Source organism: Geodermatophilus sp. SYSU D00965 (assembly GCF_054050075.1).
Genome location: NZ_JBJGYQ010000016.1, coordinates 58,201 through 76,926, shown reverse-complemented (window position 1 = coordinate 76,926; position 18,726 = coordinate 58,201). Strand labels below are relative to the sequence as shown.

The window sequence follows — 18,726 nt, the reverse complement described above, 5'->3', positions numbered from 1 at the left end:
ACCGGGGAACGCTACGGAACCGGTGTGGACCCACGGGACGCCGGGGGCGGCCGGACCCCGCGCGGCGGCAGCGGCGTCAGGGTTCGAGCTCGCCGAGCACCCGCGGGACCTCCGGCGGCAGCTCCCGGGCGAGGAAGCCCAGCCGGCCGACGGAGGCGGCCAGCCGCTCGCCGGCCCTCCCGTGCACGAAGGAGGCCCACACGGCCGCCTGCTCGGGTGGCGCTCCGCGGGCGAGCAGCCCGGCGGTGATCCCGGCGCGGACGTCACCGGCCCCGGACACGCCGAGCCCGGCCAGGCCGCTGTCGTCCTGCCAGAGCCCGCCGTCGGGTGCGGCGATCCAGGCGGTCGCCCCGCCCAGTCCGACGACGGCCCCCGTCCGGTCGGCGAGCTCCGTCGCCGCCGCGCCCGGGTCGTCGTCCACCCGGTCCTCCTCGACGTGCAGCGCGTAGGCGATCTCCGTCGGGTTGGGGGTGAGCACCACCCGCCCGTCGAGGTGGCGCAGGCACCCGTCGTCGGCGGTCACGCAGGCCAGCCCGAGGGCGTCGAGGGCCAGGCACCCGTGGAGGGAGAGCAGCAACCGCTCGCCGAGGCCGCGGGCCTCCTCCTGGTCGGCCATGCCGGGACCGATGAGCACCGCGTCGGCGGCCTCGGCGAGGTCGCGGACGGCGTCGGCGGCGTCGGCGCGGATGGCGCCGCCACCGGTCTCCGGGAGGGCCCGGACGAGCGCCTCGGGCAGCGCGGCCGCGGCGTGGGGCGCCATCGAGGCCACGGTGGCCACCTGCAGCTTGCCGGCCCCGGCGCGCATGGCGGCGTGCGCGGCGAGCAGCACCGCCCCCAGCGTCTCGGCGCTGCCCCCGACGACGAGGACGGAGCCGCGGGCGTTCTTGCCCCCGGTCGGCTCGGGCAGCGGCCACCCCCGGAGCACCTGGGGGGTGACGAGCGTGGGCTCAGGGTCGCGGTGCGGCATCGGGCTCCTCGGTGACCGGTTCGTCCGCGGCGGTCAGGTGGTCGACCTCGTTGAACGCCGCCAGCCGCAGGTTCCCGTCGGGGTCGGCCTCGTACCGGGTCAGCGAGGCGTTGGCGACCCGCTGGTCCCGGTCGACGGCCAGCAGCTCCTGCTCGGTGAGCTCCTCGAGCACGTAGCGGAAGACCATGATCACGGCCTGGTGGGCGACGACGAGCAACCGGTCGCAGTCGTGCCGCAGCGCCTCGGTGGCCAGCAGGCTGCGCAGCCGCAGCGCGACGTCGGCCCAGCTCTCGCCGCCGGGCGGCCGGTAGTAGAACTTGCCCAGCAGGTCGCGCCGGCCGGCCTCGTCCGGATAGTGCTCCCGGATGCCGGCACCGGTCATGCCGTCGAAGGCGCCGAAGTCCCGCTCCCGGAGTCGTTCGTCGGTCCGGACGCGGACGCCGAGGTCAGCGGTCGCCAGCCTGGCCGTGGTGAGTGCCCGGGCGAACGGGGAGCTGAGGACGGCGGTCGGTCGCTCGTCCTCGGGCAGGGCGGCGAGATGGCGGCCCAGCGCCTGCGCCTGCGCCCGGCCGGCGTCCGACAGCGGGACGTCGGGGTCGCGGATGTCGAGCTCGAGGCGCGCCGCCCCGGCCTCGTGGGCGCGCGCGTCGGCGACGTTGCCCATGCTCTCGCCGTGCCGCACCAGCCACAGCACGGCCGGGCCCGGTCCCCGATCGCCCATCCCCGCGTCTCCTCCGTGTCGTGCTGCGGGTCCCGCTCCCGCCCGGCGTCCCGCGGCCCGTAGCCGGACGGCGGAGCCGTCAAACCGCCGGTGGGCTGGACGGGCGGCCGCGTCGGGTCCGATGATCACCGCCGTGACGCCGCCGACCGACCTGCCGGTGCTCCGCTTCCCCGACCAAGCGGCGCTGGAGGAGTGGTTGGAGGCCGAGCACGCCACGGCGCCGGGCCTCTACGTGCAGCTGGCCAAGAAGGGCGCCGGGGTCCCGTCGGTGACCTACGCGGAGCTCGTGGAGAGCTGCCTGTGCTTCGGCTGGATCGACGGGAAGTCGTTGCGGCTCGACGAGGCCTCCTACCTGCAGCGGGTCACCCCGCGCCGGCCGCGCAGCATCTGGTCGCAGAAGAACGTGGCGGCGGTCGAGGCGCTCACCGCGGCCGGCCGGATGCGCCCCGCGGGCCTGGCGGCGGTGGCGGCAGCGCAGGCCGACGGGCGCTGGGAGCGCGCCTACGCCGGCGCGGCCACCATCACGGTGCCCGACGACCTCACCGCGGCGCTGGACGCCGAGCCCGCCGCCCGGGAGGCCTTCGCGGCGCTGGACGGCACCAACCGGTACGCCGTCCTGCACCGGGTCGCCACGGCCGCGACGCCGGCGACGCGGGCCCGGCGGATCGCGACCCTGGTCGCGATGCTCGCCGAAGGCCGCCGGCCCTACTGACCCAGGATGCGGCGGGCGCCGGAATAGCCGCCCATGTCCACGCTGGTGACCGCGACCGGCTGGCCGAAGGTGCGGGCGTGGACCATCTTCCCGCCGCCGACGTAGATGCCCACGTGGTAGACGGGTGAGCCGAAGAAGACCAGGTCACCGGGCTGGAGCTGGCTGCGGGAGACGGCGACGCCCATGCCGGACTGGGTGCGGCTGGAGTGCGGCAGGGAGACACCGGCGGCGGCGTAGGCGTAGCTGGTCAGCCCGGAGCAGTCGAACCCGTCGGGGCCGGTGCCGCCCCAGACGTAGGGGTCGCCCACCTGCGCCAGCGCCTTCTCGAGCACGGCGGCGACCTGGTCGCTCGGCGCCGCGGCGACCACCGACGCGGTGGACGGTGCGTCCAGCGACGGCCCGGCCAGCTGCGTGGTGACGGCGGCCTGCTCGGCGGCGGTGAGCCGGTCGAAGTCGGCCTCGTAGTCGTCCACCCGGGCCTGCACCTCGCCCTGCTGGCGCTGCAGCTCCTCGAGCGCGGCGGTGGCCTGGGCGGCCGCCGCGTCCGCGGTGGCCTGGGCCTCCTCGGCGGCGTCCTGGGCCGCGGCGACCTCGGAGATCAGCCCCTCGGTGTGCGTGGCGATGACGTCCAGCGTGGTCATCTGCTGGACGACGTCGTCGGCCGAGTCGCCGGTGAGGAAGGCCGCCATCCGGGACTGGGTGGTCCCGGCGCTCTGCGCGATCGCCCGCAGCTGGGGCTCGTAGGCGGCCAGGTCCTCCTGGGCCTGCGCGGCGCGCGCCGCGGCATCCTCCGCGGCCTGCTGCTGCTCGGCCACCGTCACCTCGGCCTGGTGCACCTGCTCGTCGAGCACGCTCAGCTGCTGACCGGCCTCGGCCACCAGCCTCGCGGCCTCGGCGGCGGTCGACGGCGCGGCGCTCGCGGGGGCCGGGGCGAGGAGCACCAGCCCCACGGCGGGCAGGGAGAGGGTGGCGCCGAGCCAGCGTCGCCTCGTCGTCCGGTCGCGCCGCATGGCCGGCCCCCTCTCGCCGCGCGCCCCGCCCGGGAAGTGGGCGGTGTTCCATGCGCGTCAGCACGCACCGTAAGGAGGCGTTCGCACGTCGTAGGGGGCGGCGCGCGGAGGTCAGGGACGCCGGCACGCCTCAGTCGTCACACCGGCCACAGCGGGCTCCGGCGTCCCGGCACCGGCCCCGTCCCGAGGCTCACCCCGAGCGGCGAGGGGTGAGGAGAACGGGGTCCTTCTGCTGTCGGAGCCGGGGGCTAGCGCCGCCGCGACGGAGCGGAGCCGGACGGTGTGCGGTCCGGCGCCAGGGGGACGAGCCGGTCGGCGACCGCGCCGGTGACCAGCGAGTAGAGGGCCTTGGCGCCGATGTCGACGACCTGGTCCCGGCGGGACCACGTCCAGGGCGGCGACCCGACGCCGGTGGCGTTCTCGAGGGTCTGGTCGGTGGCCAGCCGGACCGAGGTGTGCCAGGCCGAGGCGCGCCAGCCGCGCAGGCCGCTGGCCGCCCAGACGCCGCGCAGCGCGCCGACGAGCGCACCGGTCCCCCAGTGCATGAGGTGGTTGCGCACCGGCGGGCGGGCCGACCCGGGCAGCCGGCGTCGGGTGGTGAGCGCGGTGAGGGTGCGCGCGGGCACGTAGGAGTCCGGCCGGCGCGTGAACGACTGCTCGACCTTCTCGCCGAGCGTCATGGCCGCGGTGCCGGCCAGCCCGGCCAGGGCGCCGCGGAGGGCAGCTCGTCCCAGCATGGGAGGCCCCTACCCGGCTGTCGTCCCCGGGCAACCGTGGCGAGGCCCGCGGTGCGGGACCTCGCGACGGGTCCTCACCAGGCGAGGGGCTCCTGGGCGTCGAGGCCGGAGACCATCTCCAGGTCGCGGAGGATGGCGCCGAGCTCGTCGGCGGTCCACGGCTCGCAGCACTCGCAGCCGCCCTCGCGGTGGCTCACCAGGCCGAGCAGGCCCTGGGCGTGGTCCTCGTCGATGGTGAGGTGGCCGGCCGTCGGGTGGCGGTGGCAGGTGCACGCGGCGGCGCACAGACCCAGACCCCAGCCGGAGACGACGACCGTGCTCCCGTCGTCCCAGACCTGACCGACCTGGAACACCGACGGCTTCTGACCCCTGGTCATCGAACTCCCCCTCACCTGCCCCGCTCGTCCGCGGGCTCCGGATGCGGCCGGGCGAGGAGTTCCGCTCGAGCCACGTTTCGGTCGTACGGCGAGGGGGTATTCGTGAAAGCTCCCTCTCGCTGTACCCACGGTAAGGGGGCAGGAGCGGAGCGTCACGGGAGTCAAATGACAACGATGTGACGAACCGGTTGGCACACCGCGACCGACGGTGGTGTGTCGTCGGCGCGTCGCGGCTGCAGGGGCGCCACGGGGCCTCGGCGTCGGCCCGCAGGGTCAGCGGGCGGTGGACCGGAGCAGTGTGCGGCGGTGGCGCGTCCCGTCCGCGGGAGCCGCCACGAACGCACACCCCCGGCCGTCGGACCGGGCGGCGACGCTCCCCACGGCGCGAGCCGGCGGCGTCAGCTGGCGGTGTCCACGCGCCGCTTCCGCCCCCGGTCCGCTCCTCCCTCGCTGGCGCTCGGTCGATGCTCCCGGCGGCGTCAGCTGGCGGGCGACACGCTGCTCATGTTGAAGTCCGGCACCCGCAGCGTCGGCATCGCCGCGCGGGTGAACCAGTCGTTCCACTCGCGCGGCAGCGTGCGCTCGGTGCGGCCGACCTCGTTGACCCGCGCCAGCAGGTCGACGGGGGACTCGTTGAACCGGAAGTTGTTCACCGCGCCGGTCACCTCGCCGCCCTCGACCAGGAAGACGCCGTCGCGGGTCAGCCCGGTCAGCAGCAGCGTCTGCGGGTCGACCTCGCGGATGTACCAGAGCGTGGTGAGCAGCAGCCCGCGGTCGGTGGCGGCCACCATCTCCTCCTGGCTCGCGGTGGCCTCCGGGGCCTCCAGGACCAGGTTGTCCACCGCGGCGGTCGCCGGCGCCGTCGTCCTCAGCGCCCATGCCCGGGGACGGATCAGCTCGGTCAGGACGCCGTCCCGGATCCAGTCCACCGCGGGCGTGGCCATGCCGTTGTCGAACACCGAGGCCATGCCCGAGGAGCCGCTGACCACCTGGAACGGGCAGGCCTCCAGGCCCGGCTCGAACGGGTCGCTGCGCAGCGTCAGCGGCAGCGCGGCGAGGCGCTCGCCGATCCGGTTGCCCCCGCCGGCCCGGGCGTAGACGTTGCGGCCCTCGTCGGCGTCGCGCGCCTCCATCGTCCAGTAGGCGTAGATCATCAGGTCGCTGACCGCGGACGGCGGCAGCAGCGTCTCGTACCGCCCGGCGGGCAGCTCCACGCGGCGCCGCGACCAGCCGAGCTTGCGCTCCACCTCCGCCGCCAGCGCCTCCACCGACACGTCGGCGAAGTCGCGGGTGCCGGCGCCGGCCCAGACCGAGCGGCTCATGTCCGCGCTCTTGCCGTTGAGCTCCACCCGGCCGGTGGGCTGGTCGTGGCGCAGCCGCAGGCCGGTCGAGGTGCCCAGGTAGGTGGTCGCCATGGCGTGCTCGGCGTAGCCGTACAGCAGCTCCTCCCGCCCGCGGGCCTCGCCGAAGGCCTGCCCGAGCGCGGGGGCGAAGTCGGCGAAGACCCCGATCGAGGTCTCGGCGGCGTCGGCGTCCCAGTCCCCCGCACCGGGCGGGGTCTCCGACACCAGCGGCACCGCGTCCTCGGCGGGGCCGGCGTCGCGGGCGGCCTGCTCGCTGGCCGCGACGAGCTCCTCGACGTCCGGGTTGCCGGTGCGCGCCACGGTGCCGGCCGCCATCCCGGTGCCGCCGTCGACGAAGGAGACGACGACGACCTGGCGGGAGCGCATCGACCCGTTGGTGGTCAGGCTGTTGCCCGCCCAGCGCAGGTTGGCCTGCGAGCTCTCCACCACGAAGGTGACCTGCCCGTCGGCGGTCGAGGCGGCCAGCGCCTTCTCGACCACGTCCTGCGGACGCGTCCACGACGTCATTGCTCCGCTCCTTGCTCGCTGGCGCTCGCTGCGACGCCCACAGCACGCTCGCTGTCGCTCGCACCGGTCATCGCCCGGCCTCCTGCACGGTGTTCAGGATGTTCACGTCCTCGAACAGGGCGACGGGGCAGCCGTGGCTGACCGGCGCGACCTGGCCGGGCTGGCCCTTGCCGCAGTTGAGCGCACCGCCGAGCACGAACGTCTGCGGGCCGCCGACGACGGCCATCGAGCCCCAGAAGTCCGTCGTCGTCGCCTGGTAGGCTACGTCCCGGAGCTGCCCGGCCAGCCGCCCGTTCTCGATCCGGTAGAAGCGCTGGCCGGTGAACTGGAAGTTGTACCGCTGCATGTCGATCGACCAGCTCTTGTCGCCGACGACGTAGATGCCGCGCTCGACCCCGGCGATGACCTCCTCGGTGGAGGGGCCGTCGGGTGCCGGCTGGAGGGAGACGTTGGCCATCCGCTGGATCGGCACGTGCTGGGGCGAGTCGGCGAAGGCGCAGCCGTTGGACCGGGGCATGCTCCCGAGGCGGGCCGTGTTGCGGTCGACCTGGTAGCCGACCAGCACGCCGTCCCGCACGATGTCCCACTGCTGGCCGGCGACGCCCTCGTCGTCCCAGCCGATCGTGGACAGCCCGTGCGCGACGGTGCGGTCGCCGGTGACGTTCATCAGCGGCGAGCCGTACTGCAGGCTCCCCAGCCCGTCGACGGTGGCGAACGACGTCCCGGCGTAGGCGGCCTCGTAGCCCAGGGCGCGGTCGAGCTCGGTGGCGTGGCCGATCGACTCGTGGATGGTCAGCCACAGGTTCGACGGGTCGACGACGAGGTCGTAGCGGCCGGCCTGCACCGAGGGCGCCTTGGTCTTCTCCCGCAGCAGCTCGGGGATCTCGGCCAGCTCGCCGCGCCAGTCCCGGCCGCTGGTCAGGTGCTCCCAGCCCCGCCCGACCGGCGGCGCGAGGGTGCGCATGCTCTCGAAGGCGCCGGTGCTCCGGTCGACGGTGAGCGCGGTGAGGTCGGCCTGGATGCGGACCCGCTGCTGGCGGGTGCGGGTGCCGGCGGTGTCGGCGTAGTACTTCTGCTCCTTGACCGCCGTGCAGCCGGTCTGCACGTGCTCGACGCCGTCGGCGGCCAGCAGCTGCTCGGACAGCTCGGTGAGCAGCCCGGTCTTCTCGGCGTCCGGCACGGTGAACGGGTCGACGTCGTAGTCGGAGACGTAGACCGCGTCGGGGTACACCGGCTCGGGGGCGAGCTCGACGCGGTCGCTGGCGACGGCGGCGGACACCTTCGCCACGGCGACGGCCTCCTCCGCCAGCCGCACGGCCTCCGCGGCGGTCAGGACGACGCCCGCGGCGAACCCCCAGGTGCCCTCGTGGACCACGCGCACGGCCAGGCCGAGGTCCTCGCCGTCGGCCAGGGACTCCAGGCGGGCGTCGCGGAGGCTGATCGTCTGGGTGCGGATGCGCTCCACCCGCAGGTCGGCGTGCTCGCAGCCGAGGTCGAGGGCGCGGGTGAGCGCCGCGTCGGTCAGCGCGGAGAGCGGGAGGGCCAGGAAGGACGCGTCCACGTCGCGGGAGGCAGCCACCCGCCCTGTCTACCAGCCCCGCGGGGACCCCTCCCCTCCCTGTCGAGATCGCGCGATCTCGCACGCGGAACGGGCTCGGTCCGTGCGAGATCACGGGAACTCGACCGGCGGACGGCGTCGTCCCGGCGCGGCACGGGTAGTCGAGTCGGCATGGCCTCGACCCCGCCGTCCGGCACCGACGACGTCACGCTCACCTTCGGCGGGAACGCCACCACCCTGCTGCGGATCGGCGGGTTCACCCTGCTCACCGACCCGAACTTCCTGCACCGCGGGCAGCGGGCCTACCTCGGCAAGGGTCTGTGGACCAAGCGGCTCACCGAGCCGGCGCTGCAGCCGACGCTGCTCCCCCGGCTCGACGCGATCCTGCTGTCGCACTTCCACGCCGACCACTGGGACCGCATCGCCACCCGCACCCTGGACAAGGGCACGCCGGTGGTGACCACGCAGGCGGCGGCCAAGGCCCTGGACCGCCGCGGCTTCCGCGAGACCGTCGACCTGCAGCCCTGGCAGCGGCACGAGCACGCGCGGGACGGCGAGACCCTGCGGATCACCTCCGTCCCCGGCGTCCACGGCCCCGGCCCGGTCGGGAAGCTGCTCCCGCCGGTGATGGGCAGCGTGCTCGAGCTGGTGCGGGACGGCGAGGTGTCGTGGCGCGGCTACATCAGCGGCGACACGATCTACCGGCCGTGGCTCGGCGAGGTGCTGCAGCGCTGCGGCCCGCTCGACGTCCTCATCCCCCACCTCGGCGGCACCAAGGCGCTCGGCGTCACCGTCACCATGGACGGCCGGCAGGGCGCCGACCTCGTCGAGCTGCTCAAGCCGCCGGTGACCGTGCCGGTCCACTACGACGACTACGACCGGTTCGCCTCGCCGCTGGGGGACTTCGTCCGCGAGGTCGCCGCGCGCCGCGTGCCGGGCGAGCTCCGCCCCGTGGTGCGCGGCGAGACGATCAGCCTGCGGCCCTGAGTGGAGTGTGGGAGGGAAGGTCTCCTGCACTCCCACACTCCACTCAGCGGGCGGCGAGGCGGGCGGCGCGGGCGGCGACGTCTGCGCGCAGCTCCTCGGCGTCCACCGTGGTGCAGACGCCGTCGCGCACCACCTGCCGGCCGCCCACCCAGGTGTCGCGCACCAGCCGGGAGGCGCCGGACCACACCAGGTGGGTGAGCACGTCAGGCGGGCTGAGCACCGGCTCGAACAGCAGGTCCCGGCTGTCGACGTGCACCAGGTCGGCGCGCCGGCCGGGCGCCAGCTGCCCGAGGTCGGGCCGGCCGATCGCGTCGGCGGCGCCGCCGGTGGCCAGCCAGAACGCCTCGGCGGCGGTCAGCGCGGTCGCGGAGTGCTCCCGCAGCCGGGCCAGCTGCGCGGCCAGCCGGACGTCGCCCAGCAGGTCCAGCCCGTCGTTGGACGCCGGCCCGTCGGTGCCCAGCCCGACCCGGACGCCGCGGTCGAGCATCGCCCGCACCGGCGCGATCCCGCTGGCCAGCTTGGCGTTGGACGCCGGGCAGTGGGCGACCGCGACGTCGTACTCCCGCCACAGCTCCAGGTCGCCCTCGCCGAGGTGGACGCAGTGCGCGGCGAGCACCCGCCCGCCGAGCACGTCGTGCGCGGCCAGCAGCGCGGGGACCGACAGCCCGTGGGTGACCAGCAGGTCGGCGTCCTCGGCGATCGTCTCGGCCACGTGCAGGTGCAGCAGCAGGCCGTGCTCGCGGGCGGCCGCCGCGGCGTCCCGCAGCACCGGCAGCGGGATCGTGTACGCCGCGTGCGGGCCGATGCCGAACTCCACGGTGCCGTCCCCGGGAGCGCGGCCGGCCAGGGCGACGGCGTCCTCCAGCTGGTCGGCCAGCGGCGGCATCCCGGGCAGCGGGATCAGCGGGGTGGCGACGACGGCGCGCGCCCCGGTGCGCCCGACGGCGGCGGCGATCCGCTCGGGCTCGAAGTACATCTCGACGCTGGTGGTGACCCCGCCGCGCAGCATCTCCGCCGACGCCGCCTCCATGGCGACCTCGACGTCGTCGGGGGTCAGCCGCGCCTCCCGCGGCCAGATCACCTCGCGCAGCCAGCGCGCCAGCGGCAACCCCTCGGCCTGCCCGCGGAAGAGCACCATCGGCGCGTGCGAGTGGGCGTTGACCAGCCCCGGCAGGAGCACGCCCGGGACGGCGACGACCTCGGCGTCGGCCGCCGGCGGGGCGTCGGCGGCCGGTCCTACCCAGCCGATCCGGCCGTCCTCGACGTCGACCACGCCGTCGAGGACCACCGTGCCCGCACGGTCCCCCACGACGACGGCCCGGGCGGTGAAGCGCTGCCGCATGGACGGCGAACCTACCCCCGTCGCTGCCAGGTCCCTCCCGGAGCGCGCCGTTACCGTGGAGGCCATGTCGTTCCTCGCCGCCGCTGCATCCTCCGACCAGGGCGGCATCACCGGCTTCCTGCTCGACCTGGTCGAGAAGCTCGGCGCCGTGGGCGTCGGCTTCGCCATCCTGCTGGAGACGGTCATCCCGCCGATCCCCAGCGAGGCGGTGCTCGGCCTGGCCGGCGTGCTGATCAACGACGGCCGGATGAACGTCGTCCCGGTGGTCCTGTTCGCCACGCTGGGGTCGGTCCTCGGCGCGATCTTCTTCTACTACGTCGGCCGGGCGCTGGGCCCGCGCCGCTCGCACGCCTTCCTCGACCGGCTGCCCCTGGTGGAGACCGAGGACGTCGACAAGACCTTCGCCTGGTTCGAGCGGCACGGCCGGCCGGCGGTGTTCTTCGGCCGCATGGTGCCGATCGTGCGCAGCTTCATCTCCGTGCCCGCCGGCGTCGTGCGGATGCCGCTGGGCCAGTTCCTCCTGTTCTCCGCCGGCGGCAGCCTCATCTGGAACAGCGTGCTCATCGGCCTGGGCGTGGCGGCCGGCGACTTCGTGCAGGCCAACCTGCACTACCTCGACTACGCCGTCGTCGCCGCCGTGGTGCTCGGCATCGGCTACCTGGTGGTGAAGCGCTACCGGGACGTCCGCCGTCACCGACGGGAGGGCGCGGCCCGGGGCCCCGAGGCCGGCGGCGTGGACCGTCCCGCGGCGTGAACGCGCCCGTCCGCCCCGAGGTCGTCGCCTTCGACGTCAACGAGACGCTGCTCGACCTCGCCCCCGTGCGGGCCGCGCTCGTCGAGCTCGACCAGCCCGCCGACCTGCTGTCCACCGTCTTCGCCCGGACCCTGCTCACCGGCTTCGCGACCGCCGCGGCCGGCACCTGGATCCGCTTCCGGCAGGCCTTCGACGCCGCCCTCGCCCAGGCGACCCCGCTGTCGGCCGCCGACCGGTCCCGGGTCGCCGACGCCTTCCTCGAGCTGGCGCCGCACCCCGACGTCGAGCCGGCGCTGCGCCGGCTCACCGAGGCCGGCGTCCGCGTGGTGACGCTGACCCACGGCGCGCCGGGGGTCGCCGAGGCCGGGCTGGAGCGCGGCGGTGTCGCGCCGCTGGTGGAACGATCGCTGTCCAGCGAGGCGATCCGGGCCTGGAAGCCGGCCCGCGAGGTCTACCTGTGGGCGGCCGGGGTCTGCGACGTCGAGCCCGGGCGCCTGGCGCTCATCGCGGCCCACGGCTGGGACGTGCACGGCGCCCTGCGGGCCGGCCTGACCGGCGCCTGGTTCCCGCGCACCGAGCGCAGCTACCCCGACGTGTACGACCCGGCCGCGCTCGTCGCCGAGGACCTGGCCGGCGCCGTCGACGCGCTGCTGGCCCTGCCGCGGCCGTGACGCGCTACGCGACCCGGCTCGGCCCGGCCCGGGTCACCGCGACGGACGCGGCCGGCGAGCTCCGCGGCACGCTGGTCCTGGGACACGGCGCCGGCGGGGGGATCGAGTCGGCCGACCTGGTGGCGGTGACCGCCGCCGCGGCAGCGGCCGGGTGGCGGGTGCTGCGCGTGGAGCAGCCGTGGCGGGTCGCCGGCAAGCGGATCGCCCCGGCCCCGGCGCGGCTGGACGTCGGCTGGGCGGCGGTGCTCGACGGCCTGCGGGACGACGACCGGCTGGCGGGACCGCTCGTCCTGGGCGGGCGCAGCGCGGGCGCGCGGGTGGCCTGCCGCACCGCGGCCGAGCAGGGGGCGGCGGCGGTCCTCTGCCTGGCCTTCCCGCTGCACCCGCCGAGCCGGCCCGAGCGCAGCCGCGCCACCGAGCTCACCGCGGTCCCGGTGCCGCTGGTCGTGGTGCAGGGCGAGACCGACGCCATGGGCCGCCCGGAGGAGCTCGCCGCCGTCCTGACCGGGCAGCCCGGCGTCTCGCTCTACGGCGTCCCCGGCGACCACGCGCTCCGGGCGAACCCGGACGTCGTCGCGGCCGCGGCGATGGACGGGCTCGAGGGCGTCGCCGGCCTCCGCCGCGGAGCCGCCGGACCCGCGCCGCGCGGGCACGGGTCCGGCGGCACCGGGGTCAGCGCCGGCGGCGGCGCCGGACGACGAGGCTGACCAGCAGCAGCACCGCCGCGGCCACGCCCAGCGGCTTGGCGTAGCGGGTCAGCGCCGCGCCCCCGGCCACCTCGAGCAGGTCGATCGGCTCGGGCTCGGCCGCCGCGGCCGGCCGGGCCGACGTGCTCGCGGGGGTCGCCGCCGGACCGGCCGGGGTGGTGGTGGGGGCGGTGACCGGGGCCGCCGCGCCCGGAGCCGCGGTGGCCGGCTCGGCCGGCGTGGAGGCCGGCGTCGGGGCGGGGCCGGCCGGGGTGCTCACCGGCACGGTGTCCCCGACCGAGGCCGACGTCCCGGCCGCCCGGTCCGCCGCCGCAGCAGCGGTCTTGCGGGCCGCGGCCGCGGCCTTCTTGGCCGGCTCCGCGCTGGTCGAGGCCTCGGCCGCCGCGGCGACCTCCTCGGCCGCGCCGGCGACCGTGGCCGCCGCACCCGGGGCCGGCGGTGCGGCCGCCTCGGTGGGCGCCGGGGCCGCCCCCGCGTCGCCCGCGCCGAGCTGCGCGGCCAGCTTGTCGGCGAACTGGCCGAGCAGCTTGTTGCCGACGTCGGTCATCACGCCGCGGCCGAACTGCGCCGGACGGCCGGTGATGTTCAGGTCGGTGAGGACGTCGACCCGCGTGGTGTCGCCCTCGGCCTTCAGCTGGGCGGTGATGAGCGCGGCGGCGGTGCCGTTGCCGCGCTGGTCCTTGCCGCGACCGTCGATGACCGCCTTGTGCGCGGCCTCGTCCTTCTCCACGAACGACGCCTTGCCCTGGTAGGTGAGGTTGATCGGGCCGAGCTTGACCTTCACCCGCCCGGTGAAGTCGTCGCCCTCCACCGAGTCGAGGGCGGCGCCGGGCATGCACGGCGCGATGCGCTCGATGTCCAGCAGCACCCGCCAGGCCTCGTCGATGGGCACGGGGACGGTGAACGAGTTCTCCAACTGCACGGTGCGACCTCCTGGGCTACGGAGCTCGGCCGGTCCACCCCCGTGGGGGCGGGCCGGCCGAGGGGACTGGCGGGTTCCGGGGGTTGGTGATGGACGCTACAACCCCGCGGCGACGCTGACCGCTCGCCGGGTCAGCACCTGCGCCAGGTGCTGCCGGTAGTCGGCCTGCGCGTTGAGGTCGCTGCTCGGGCTGGTGCCCTCGGCGGCGGACCGGGCGGCGGCCGCGACGGCGTCCGCACTGGCCTCCGCCCCGGCCAGGGCGGCCTCCACCGCCCGGGCACGCAGCGGCGTCGGGCCCATGTTGGTCAGCCCGATCCGGGCCTCCGCGATGCGGCCGTCCTCCCGCCGCACCACCGCGGCGACGGCGACGATCGACCAGGCCTGGGCCACCCGGTTGAACTTCTCGTAGTGCATCCCCCACTGGCCGGAGAGCTTGGGGACGCGGATCTCGACGAGCAGCTCCCCCTCCTCCAGCGCGGTGGTGAGGTAGTCGACGAAGAAGTCCGCCGCGGGCACCGTGCGCCGCCCGTTCGGGCCGGCGATGACGAACTCGGCGTCCAGGGCCAGCGCCACCGCCGGCAGGTCCCCGGCCGGGTCGGCGTGGGCCAGCGCCCCGCCGAAGGTGCCGCGGGCCCGCACCTGCCGGTCGGCCACCGTCTCGGTCGCCTCGGCGATGAGCGGTGCGTACTGCTGCACCAGCGGGTCGGTCATGACGTCGTGGTGGGTCGTCATCGCGCCGATGACGATCGCGTCGCCGTCGTCCCGGACGCCGCGCATCTCGCCGACCCGGCCCAGGTCCACGACCGTCTCCGGAGCAGCCAGCCGCAACCGCATGACCGGGATGAGCGACTGCCCACCGGCGAGGATCTTGACGTCCTCGCCGCCCTCGGCGACGGCCTGCACGGCCTCGTCGACCGTGGTCGGCCGGGCGTATGCGAACGGAGCGGGGATCACGGCTCTACTCCTTCGTCGTATCGGCAGATCACCGGTCACCTCCGAGGGACGACTGCGGGGTGGAGACGCCGGCGGTGGTCTCGGTCTGCGCCCCGCCGTAGGCGTTGGTGCCGGCGGTGGCGCGGTCGCCGCCGTCCCCGCCCTGGTGGATGGCCCGCCACACGCGTTCGGGCGTCAGCGGCATGCGGATGTCGTCGACCCCCAGGTGCCGGACGGCGTCGAGGGCGGCGTTGACGACCGCCGGCGTGCTGGCGATGCAGCCGGCCTCGCCGACGCCCTTGGCCCCGATCGGGTTGCCCGGGGCGACGTGCACCGTGTTGCCCGTGTCGAAGTGCGGCAGGTCGGCCGCCGACGGGACCAGGTAGTCGACGAAGGTGCCGGTGGTGAGGTTGCCGTCGGCGTCGTAGACGGCCTCCTCGAACAGCGCCTGGGCGATGCCCTGCGCCAGGCCGCCGTGGACCTGCCCCTCGACGATCAGCGGGTTCACGATCGTGCCGACGTCGTCCACGCAGGCGTACTTGCGGATCTTCACCATGCCGGTCTCGGTGTCGACCTCCATGGCGCAGATGTGCGTGCCGTGCGGGAAGGAGAAGTTCTCCGGGTCGAACGTCGCGTCCGCGTCGATCGAGGGCTCCACCCCCTCGGGGAAGTTGTGCGCGGCGAACGTGGCCAGGGCGATCTCCTGGATGCCGATCTCCGACCCGGGCGTGCCGCGGACGGAGAACTTCCCGCCGGAGAACTCCAGGTCGTCCTCGCTGGCCTCGAGCAGGTGCGCGGCGACCGTGCGGGCCTTGGCGACCACCTTGTCCGCGGCCTTCACCACCGCCGCCCCGCCGACGACCAGGGACCGGGACCCGTAGGTGTCCAGCCCGCGCGGCGCGACCGAGGTGTCGCCGTGCAGCACCTCGACGTCCTCGAACGGCACCCCCAGCTGGTCGGCCACCAGCTGGCTCCACGCCGTCTCGTGGCCCTGGCCGTGCGCGGAGGACCCGGTGACCACCTCGACCTTGCCGGTGGGCAGCATCCGGATCGCGGCGTGCTCCCAGCCGCCGGCGCCGTAGGAGAGCGAGCCGAGCACCCGGGAGGGCGCCAGGCCGCACATCTCGGTGAACGTCGAGAAGCCGATGCCCAGCTGCACCGGGTCGTTCGACTCGCGGCGCCGCCGCTGCTCCTCGCGCAGCTCGTCGTAGCCGATGAGCTCGAGCGCCTGCCGGGTCGCGCTCTCGTAGTCCCCGCTGTCGTAGGTCATCCCCGCGACCGTGGTGAACGGGAACTCCTCCGCCTGGATCCAGTTCTTCCGGCGCAGCTCCAGCGGGTCCATGCCGAGCTCGACGGCGAGCTCGTCCATGATCCGCTCGACGGCGAACGTGGCCTCGGGCCGGCCGGCGCCGCGGTAGGCGTCGGTGGGCACCTTGTTGGTGAAGATCCCCTGGCACTCGAAGCGGTAGGCCGGGAACTTGTAGATGCCGTTGAACATGAAGGCGCCGAGGACCGGCACGCCGGGGCTGACCAGCCGCAGGTAGGCGCCCATGTCGGCGAGCAGCCGGACCCGGAGGCCCTTGACGTTGCCCTCGCGGTCGGCGGCGATGTCGACGTACTGGATCTGGTCGCGGCCGTGGTGGGCGGTCATCAGCGACTCGCTGCGGGTCTCGGTCCACTTGACCGGCTTGCCCAGCCGGCGCGCCACCAGCAGGCTGATGACCTCCTCCGGCGTCACCTGCAGCTTCCCGCCGAACCCGCCGCCGACGTCCGGCGCGATGACCCGCAGCTTGTGCTCGGGCACGCCGGTGACCATCGCCAGCATGATCCGCAGGATGTGCGGGACCTGGGTGGCCGACCACATCGTGTAGTTGTCGCCCTGGGGCTGGACGACGACCGACCGGGGTTCCATGAACGCCGGGATCAGCCGCTGCTGGACGAACCGGCGGCTCACGACCACCTCGGCGTCGGCGAACGCATGCTCGGTGTCGCTGCCCGTGCCGGCCTCCCCGGCGTCGAACACGAAGTGGAAGCTCTGGTTGGACTCGAGGTGGTCGTGGCAGAGCGCCGGCTGCTGCCCGATCGCCTCCTCCATGTCGAGCACCACCGGCAGGGGGTCGTAGTCGACGTCGACCAGCTCGACGGCGTCCTGCGCGGCCGCCTTGCTCCGGGCGACGATCACCGCGACGGCCTCGCCGACGTGGTTGACCTCCTCGACCGCGACCGAGGGGTGGCCGGGGTTGACCATGTCCGGCGTCACCGGCCAGGCGCAGGGGATGGAGCCCTGCTCCTCGGCGAAGTCGCGGCCGGTGAACACGGCGACCACGCCCGGCGCCTGCGCGGCCGCGGTGACGTCGACGTTGCCGATCTTGGCGTGGGCGACGGGGCTGCGAACCACCGAGATGTGCAGCATCCCGGGCAGCACCGTGTTGTCGGTCCACGTCGTCCGGCCGGTGATCAGCCGGGCGTCCTCCTTGCGGCGGCGGGCCTTCCCGACCTCCTTGGCCGGGGCCTGCGCCGCGGCGTCCTCGGTGACGGTCATGCCTGCACCACCACGTGGTCGGCGGCGGCCGTGTCCACGGCGGCCGGGCGGACGTCCTCGTCGGCGGTGCCGCGGCCGCTCATCTCCGCGGCGGCGGCGCGCACGGCCCGGACGATGTTCTGGTAGCCGGTGCAGCGGCAGAGGTTGCCCTCGATGCCCTCGCGGACCTCGGTGTCGCTGGGGTCGGGGTTCTCCTTGAGCAGGTCGACCGAGGCCATGATCATCCCCGGGGTGCAGAAGCCGCACTGCAGGCCGTGCATCTCGCGGAACGCCTTCTGCACGGGGTGCAGGTCGCCGCCCTCGGAGAGGCCCTCGATGGTGGTGACCTCGCTGCCGTCGGCCTGGACGGCGAACACGGTGCAGGACTTCACCGCCGCACCGTCGAGGTGCACGGTGCACGCGCCGCAGTTGCTGGTGTCGCAGCCGACGACGGTGCCCACCTTGCCCAGGTGTTCGCGCAGGTAGTGGACGAGCAGGGTCCGGGGTTCGACCTCGTCGGTGTAGGTCACCCCGTCGACCCGTACGTTGATCTGGGTCACGGATCCTCCGCTTCGTTGCAGGGGTCTGTGGCATCGCCACCTGGGCCGGGAGTCTGGCAACCGGGGAGTGACTTAGGCCACGCTTATCTGCGCGGCTCTTCGTCGCGGATCCGCACCCGCGGGGACGGCGCGGCCGTGTAGCCCGCAGCCGCGGAGGTCGCACCGCTCGCGTGGACCGGAACAGCGCGGGACCGCAACGTTGCAGCGGGGTTGCAGCGGCGGTTGGCGGACCTCCGTGATCGGGCCGTGACCTCGGGGTAGTTAGGTGAGCCTCACCTGCTCTCGAAGGAGTGCCCATGATCGTCCGCACCGCCCTGCGCGGCACCGTCCTGCTGGCCGCCGTCGTCCTCGTCGCCGGGTGCACCTCCGGCTCGTCGGAGGAGGCCGACCCGGGCGCCGCGACCGCGTCCGGCGCCCCCTCCGGCGAGGCGTCCGGGGCGTTCCCGGTGACCGTGGCCACCGCCTTCGGCGACGTCACCGTCGAGGAGGAGCCCACGCGCGTCGTCGCGCTCGGCTGGTCGGACGCCGAGACGGCACTGGCGCTCGGCGTGCAGCCGGTCGGCGCCAGCGACTGGCTCGGCTTCGGCGGCGAGGGGGTGGGCCCGTGGGCGGAGGGCCGCTACGACGAGGCCCCGGAGATCATCGACACCCTCGAGCCCAGCCTGGAGGCGATCGCCGCGCTGGAGCCCGACCTCATCCTCGACACGCGGTCGGACGGCACGCAGGAGCGCTACGACTCGCTCAACGCGATCGCGCCCACCGTCGGCCAGCCCGACGGGGTGGGCCCCTACCAGACGACGTGGCAGCAGCAGCTGGAGCTGGTCGGCCAGGCCCTCGGCCGCAGCGAGAAGGCCGCCACGCTGGCCGACGACGTCGAGCAGCAGTTCGCCGACGCCCGGGAGGCCAACCCGGAGTTCCAGGGCACCGAGGTCGCGGTGGGCGCGTACACCTCGGAGGGCTTCGGGGCCTACGTCCGCGGCGACTCCCGCGTCGACTTCATGGAGGCCCTCGGCTTCACCAACAAGCCGGCGATCCAGGACCTGGCGGGCGAGAACTTCTTCGTCTCCGTCAGCGACGAGCAGCTCCAGGTGCTGGACGCCCCGCTGACCGTCGTCTTCCCGATCTTCGTCGACGCCGCGGAGATCACCGGCAACCCGGTGTGGCAGACCCTGCCGTCGGTGCAGCAGGGGCACGCCGTCGTCCTCGAGGACCAGACGCTGGTCAGCGCCTTCTCCAGTGGCTCGGCGCTGGGCACCGGCTACGCGCTGGACAACGCCGTCCCGCTGTTCGCGGACGCGCTCGGGCGCTGAGGCCCCTCCCGGCGATCATGGCGTCCGGGGAGCGACACGCCGACGCCGTGGAGCGTGTCGTCTCCC

18 protein-coding genes are annotated in these 18,726 nt (G+C 75.0%); 6 read left to right on the top strand and 12 right to left on the bottom strand.

From position 1 onward, the window contains the following. Positions 1-76 precede the first annotated feature (76 nt). Both ACI789_RS16160 and ACI789_RS16155 read right to left on the bottom strand, forming a co-directional pair. A complete protein-coding gene (locus tag ACI789_RS16160; protein ID WP_457010387.1) occupies positions 77-967 on the bottom strand; it encodes an NAD(P)H-hydrate dehydratase in 891 nt (296 codons plus the stop codon). Further along, positions 948-1,688 carry a histidine phosphatase family protein gene (locus tag ACI789_RS16155; protein WP_457010386.1) on the bottom strand — a complete coding sequence of 247 codons (741 nt, stop codon included), beginning with the start codon at positions 1,686-1,688 and terminating at the stop codon, positions 948-950. Before ACI789_RS16155 ends, ACI789_RS16160 begins: the two co-directional genes overlap by 20 nt. 133 nt (positions 1,689-1,821) lie before the next feature. Here ACI789_RS16155 and ACI789_RS16150 point away from each other — a divergent pair, with 133 nt between their 5' ends. Next, on the top strand, positions 1,822-2,400 hold the full coding sequence (locus ACI789_RS16150; RefSeq protein WP_457010385.1) for a YdeI/OmpD-associated family protein: 579 nt from the start codon (positions 1,822-1,824) through the stop codon (positions 2,398-2,400). On the opposite strand, the gene ACI789_RS16145 is transcribed toward ACI789_RS16150, so the two are convergent. The 5 genes from ACI789_RS16145 to ACI789_RS16125 form a co-directional block, all read right to left on the bottom strand. Then, the gene (locus ACI789_RS16145) at positions 2,394-3,410 is read right to left on the bottom strand and encodes a C40 family peptidase (protein ID WP_457010384.1); all 1,017 of its coding nucleotides are present in this window, start codon (positions 3,408-3,410) and stop codon (positions 2,394-2,396) included. The two genes, ACI789_RS16150 and ACI789_RS16145, sit on opposite strands and share 7 nt — an antisense overlap. Positions 3,411-3,658: 248 nt before the next feature. Beyond that, a complete protein-coding gene (locus tag ACI789_RS16140; RefSeq protein ID WP_457010383.1) occupies positions 3,659-4,147 on the bottom strand; it encodes a hypothetical protein in 489 nt (162 codons plus the stop codon). Positions 4,148-4,221: 74 nt separating this feature from the next. Beyond that, the gene (locus ACI789_RS16135) at positions 4,222-4,524 is read right to left on the bottom strand and encodes a hypothetical protein (RefSeq protein ID WP_457010382.1); all 303 of its coding nucleotides are present in this window, start codon (positions 4,522-4,524) and stop codon (positions 4,222-4,224) included. Positions 4,525-5,003: 479 nt separating this feature from the next. Further along, entirely contained in the window at positions 5,004-6,395 is a 1,392-nt protein-coding gene (locus tag ACI789_RS16130; RefSeq protein ID WP_456916569.1) for a metallopeptidase TldD-related protein, read from the bottom strand. A 67-nt stretch (positions 6,396-6,462) separates the two neighbouring features. After that, positions 6,463-7,974 carry a TldD/PmbA family protein gene (locus tag ACI789_RS16125; protein ID WP_457010381.1) on the bottom strand — a complete coding sequence of 504 codons (1,512 nt, stop codon included), beginning with the start codon at positions 7,972-7,974 and terminating at the stop codon, positions 6,463-6,465. Positions 7,975-8,124: 150 nt separating this feature from the next. Here ACI789_RS16125 and ACI789_RS16120 point away from each other — a divergent pair, with 150 nt between their 5' ends. Beyond that, complete coding sequence (locus ACI789_RS16120; protein WP_457010380.1) at positions 8,125-8,940, top strand: MBL fold metallo-hydrolase; 816 nt, start codon at positions 8,125-8,127, stop codon at positions 8,938-8,940. Between the two features lie 43 nt (positions 8,941-8,983). Here the strand turns inward: ACI789_RS16120 and ACI789_RS16115 are convergent, their stop codons facing one another. Beyond that, complete coding sequence (locus ACI789_RS16115; protein WP_457010379.1) at positions 8,984-10,282, bottom strand: amidohydrolase family protein; 1,299 nt, start codon at positions 10,280-10,282, stop codon at positions 8,984-8,986. A gap of 64 nt (positions 10,283-10,346) precedes the next feature. Between ACI789_RS16115 and ACI789_RS16110 the strand changes: the two genes are divergently transcribed. From ACI789_RS16110 to ACI789_RS16100, 3 genes are read left to right on the top strand one after another with little or no spacing between them, the layout of a single operon-like run. Then, positions 10,347-11,036 carry a DedA family protein gene (locus tag ACI789_RS16110; protein ID WP_457010378.1) on the top strand — a complete coding sequence of 230 codons (690 nt, stop codon included), beginning with the start codon at positions 10,347-10,349 and terminating at the stop codon, positions 11,034-11,036. Next, the gene (locus ACI789_RS16105) at positions 11,033-11,707 is read left to right on the top strand and encodes an HAD-IA family hydrolase (protein WP_457010377.1); all 675 of its coding nucleotides are present in this window, start codon (positions 11,033-11,035) and stop codon (positions 11,705-11,707) included. Before ACI789_RS16110 ends, ACI789_RS16105 begins: the two co-directional genes overlap by 4 nt. Next, entirely contained in the window at positions 11,704-12,414 is a 711-nt protein-coding gene (locus tag ACI789_RS16100) for an alpha/beta hydrolase family protein (RefSeq protein WP_457010376.1), read from the top strand. Before ACI789_RS16105 ends, ACI789_RS16100 begins: the two co-directional genes overlap by 4 nt. Here the strand turns inward: ACI789_RS16100 and ACI789_RS16095 are convergent. The 4 genes from ACI789_RS16095 to ACI789_RS16080 form a co-directional block, all read right to left on the bottom strand. Continuing rightward, the gene (locus tag ACI789_RS16095; RefSeq protein ID WP_457010375.1) at positions 12,380-13,336 is read right to left on the bottom strand and encodes an SRPBCC family protein; all 957 of its coding nucleotides are present in this window, start codon (positions 13,334-13,336) and stop codon (positions 12,380-12,382) included. The genes ACI789_RS16100 and ACI789_RS16095 overlap by 35 nt on opposite strands. Positions 13,337-13,432: 96 nt before the next feature. Continuing rightward, the gene (locus ACI789_RS16090; protein ID WP_457010374.1) at positions 13,433-14,290 is read right to left on the bottom strand and encodes an FAD binding domain-containing protein; all 858 of its coding nucleotides are present in this window, start codon (positions 14,288-14,290) and stop codon (positions 13,433-13,435) included. Positions 14,291-14,318: 28 nt separating this feature from the next. Then, positions 14,319-16,811, bottom strand: coding sequence for a xanthine dehydrogenase family protein molybdopterin-binding subunit (locus ACI789_RS16085; RefSeq protein ID WP_457010373.1), 2,493 nt, complete (start codon positions 16,809-16,811; stop codon positions 14,319-14,321). Next, a complete protein-coding gene (locus ACI789_RS16080; RefSeq protein WP_457010372.1) occupies positions 16,808-17,350 on the bottom strand; it encodes a (2Fe-2S)-binding protein in 543 nt (180 codons plus the stop codon). Before ACI789_RS16080 ends, ACI789_RS16085 begins: the two co-directional genes overlap by 4 nt. A 296-nt stretch (positions 17,351-17,646) precedes the next feature. Between ACI789_RS16080 and ACI789_RS16075 the strand changes: the two genes are divergently transcribed. Next, positions 17,647-18,660, top strand: a complete 1,014-nt coding sequence (locus ACI789_RS16075; RefSeq protein WP_457010371.1) for an iron-siderophore ABC transporter substrate-binding protein — start codon at positions 17,647-17,649, stop codon at positions 18,658-18,660. Positions 18,661-18,726 lie beyond the last annotated feature (66 nt).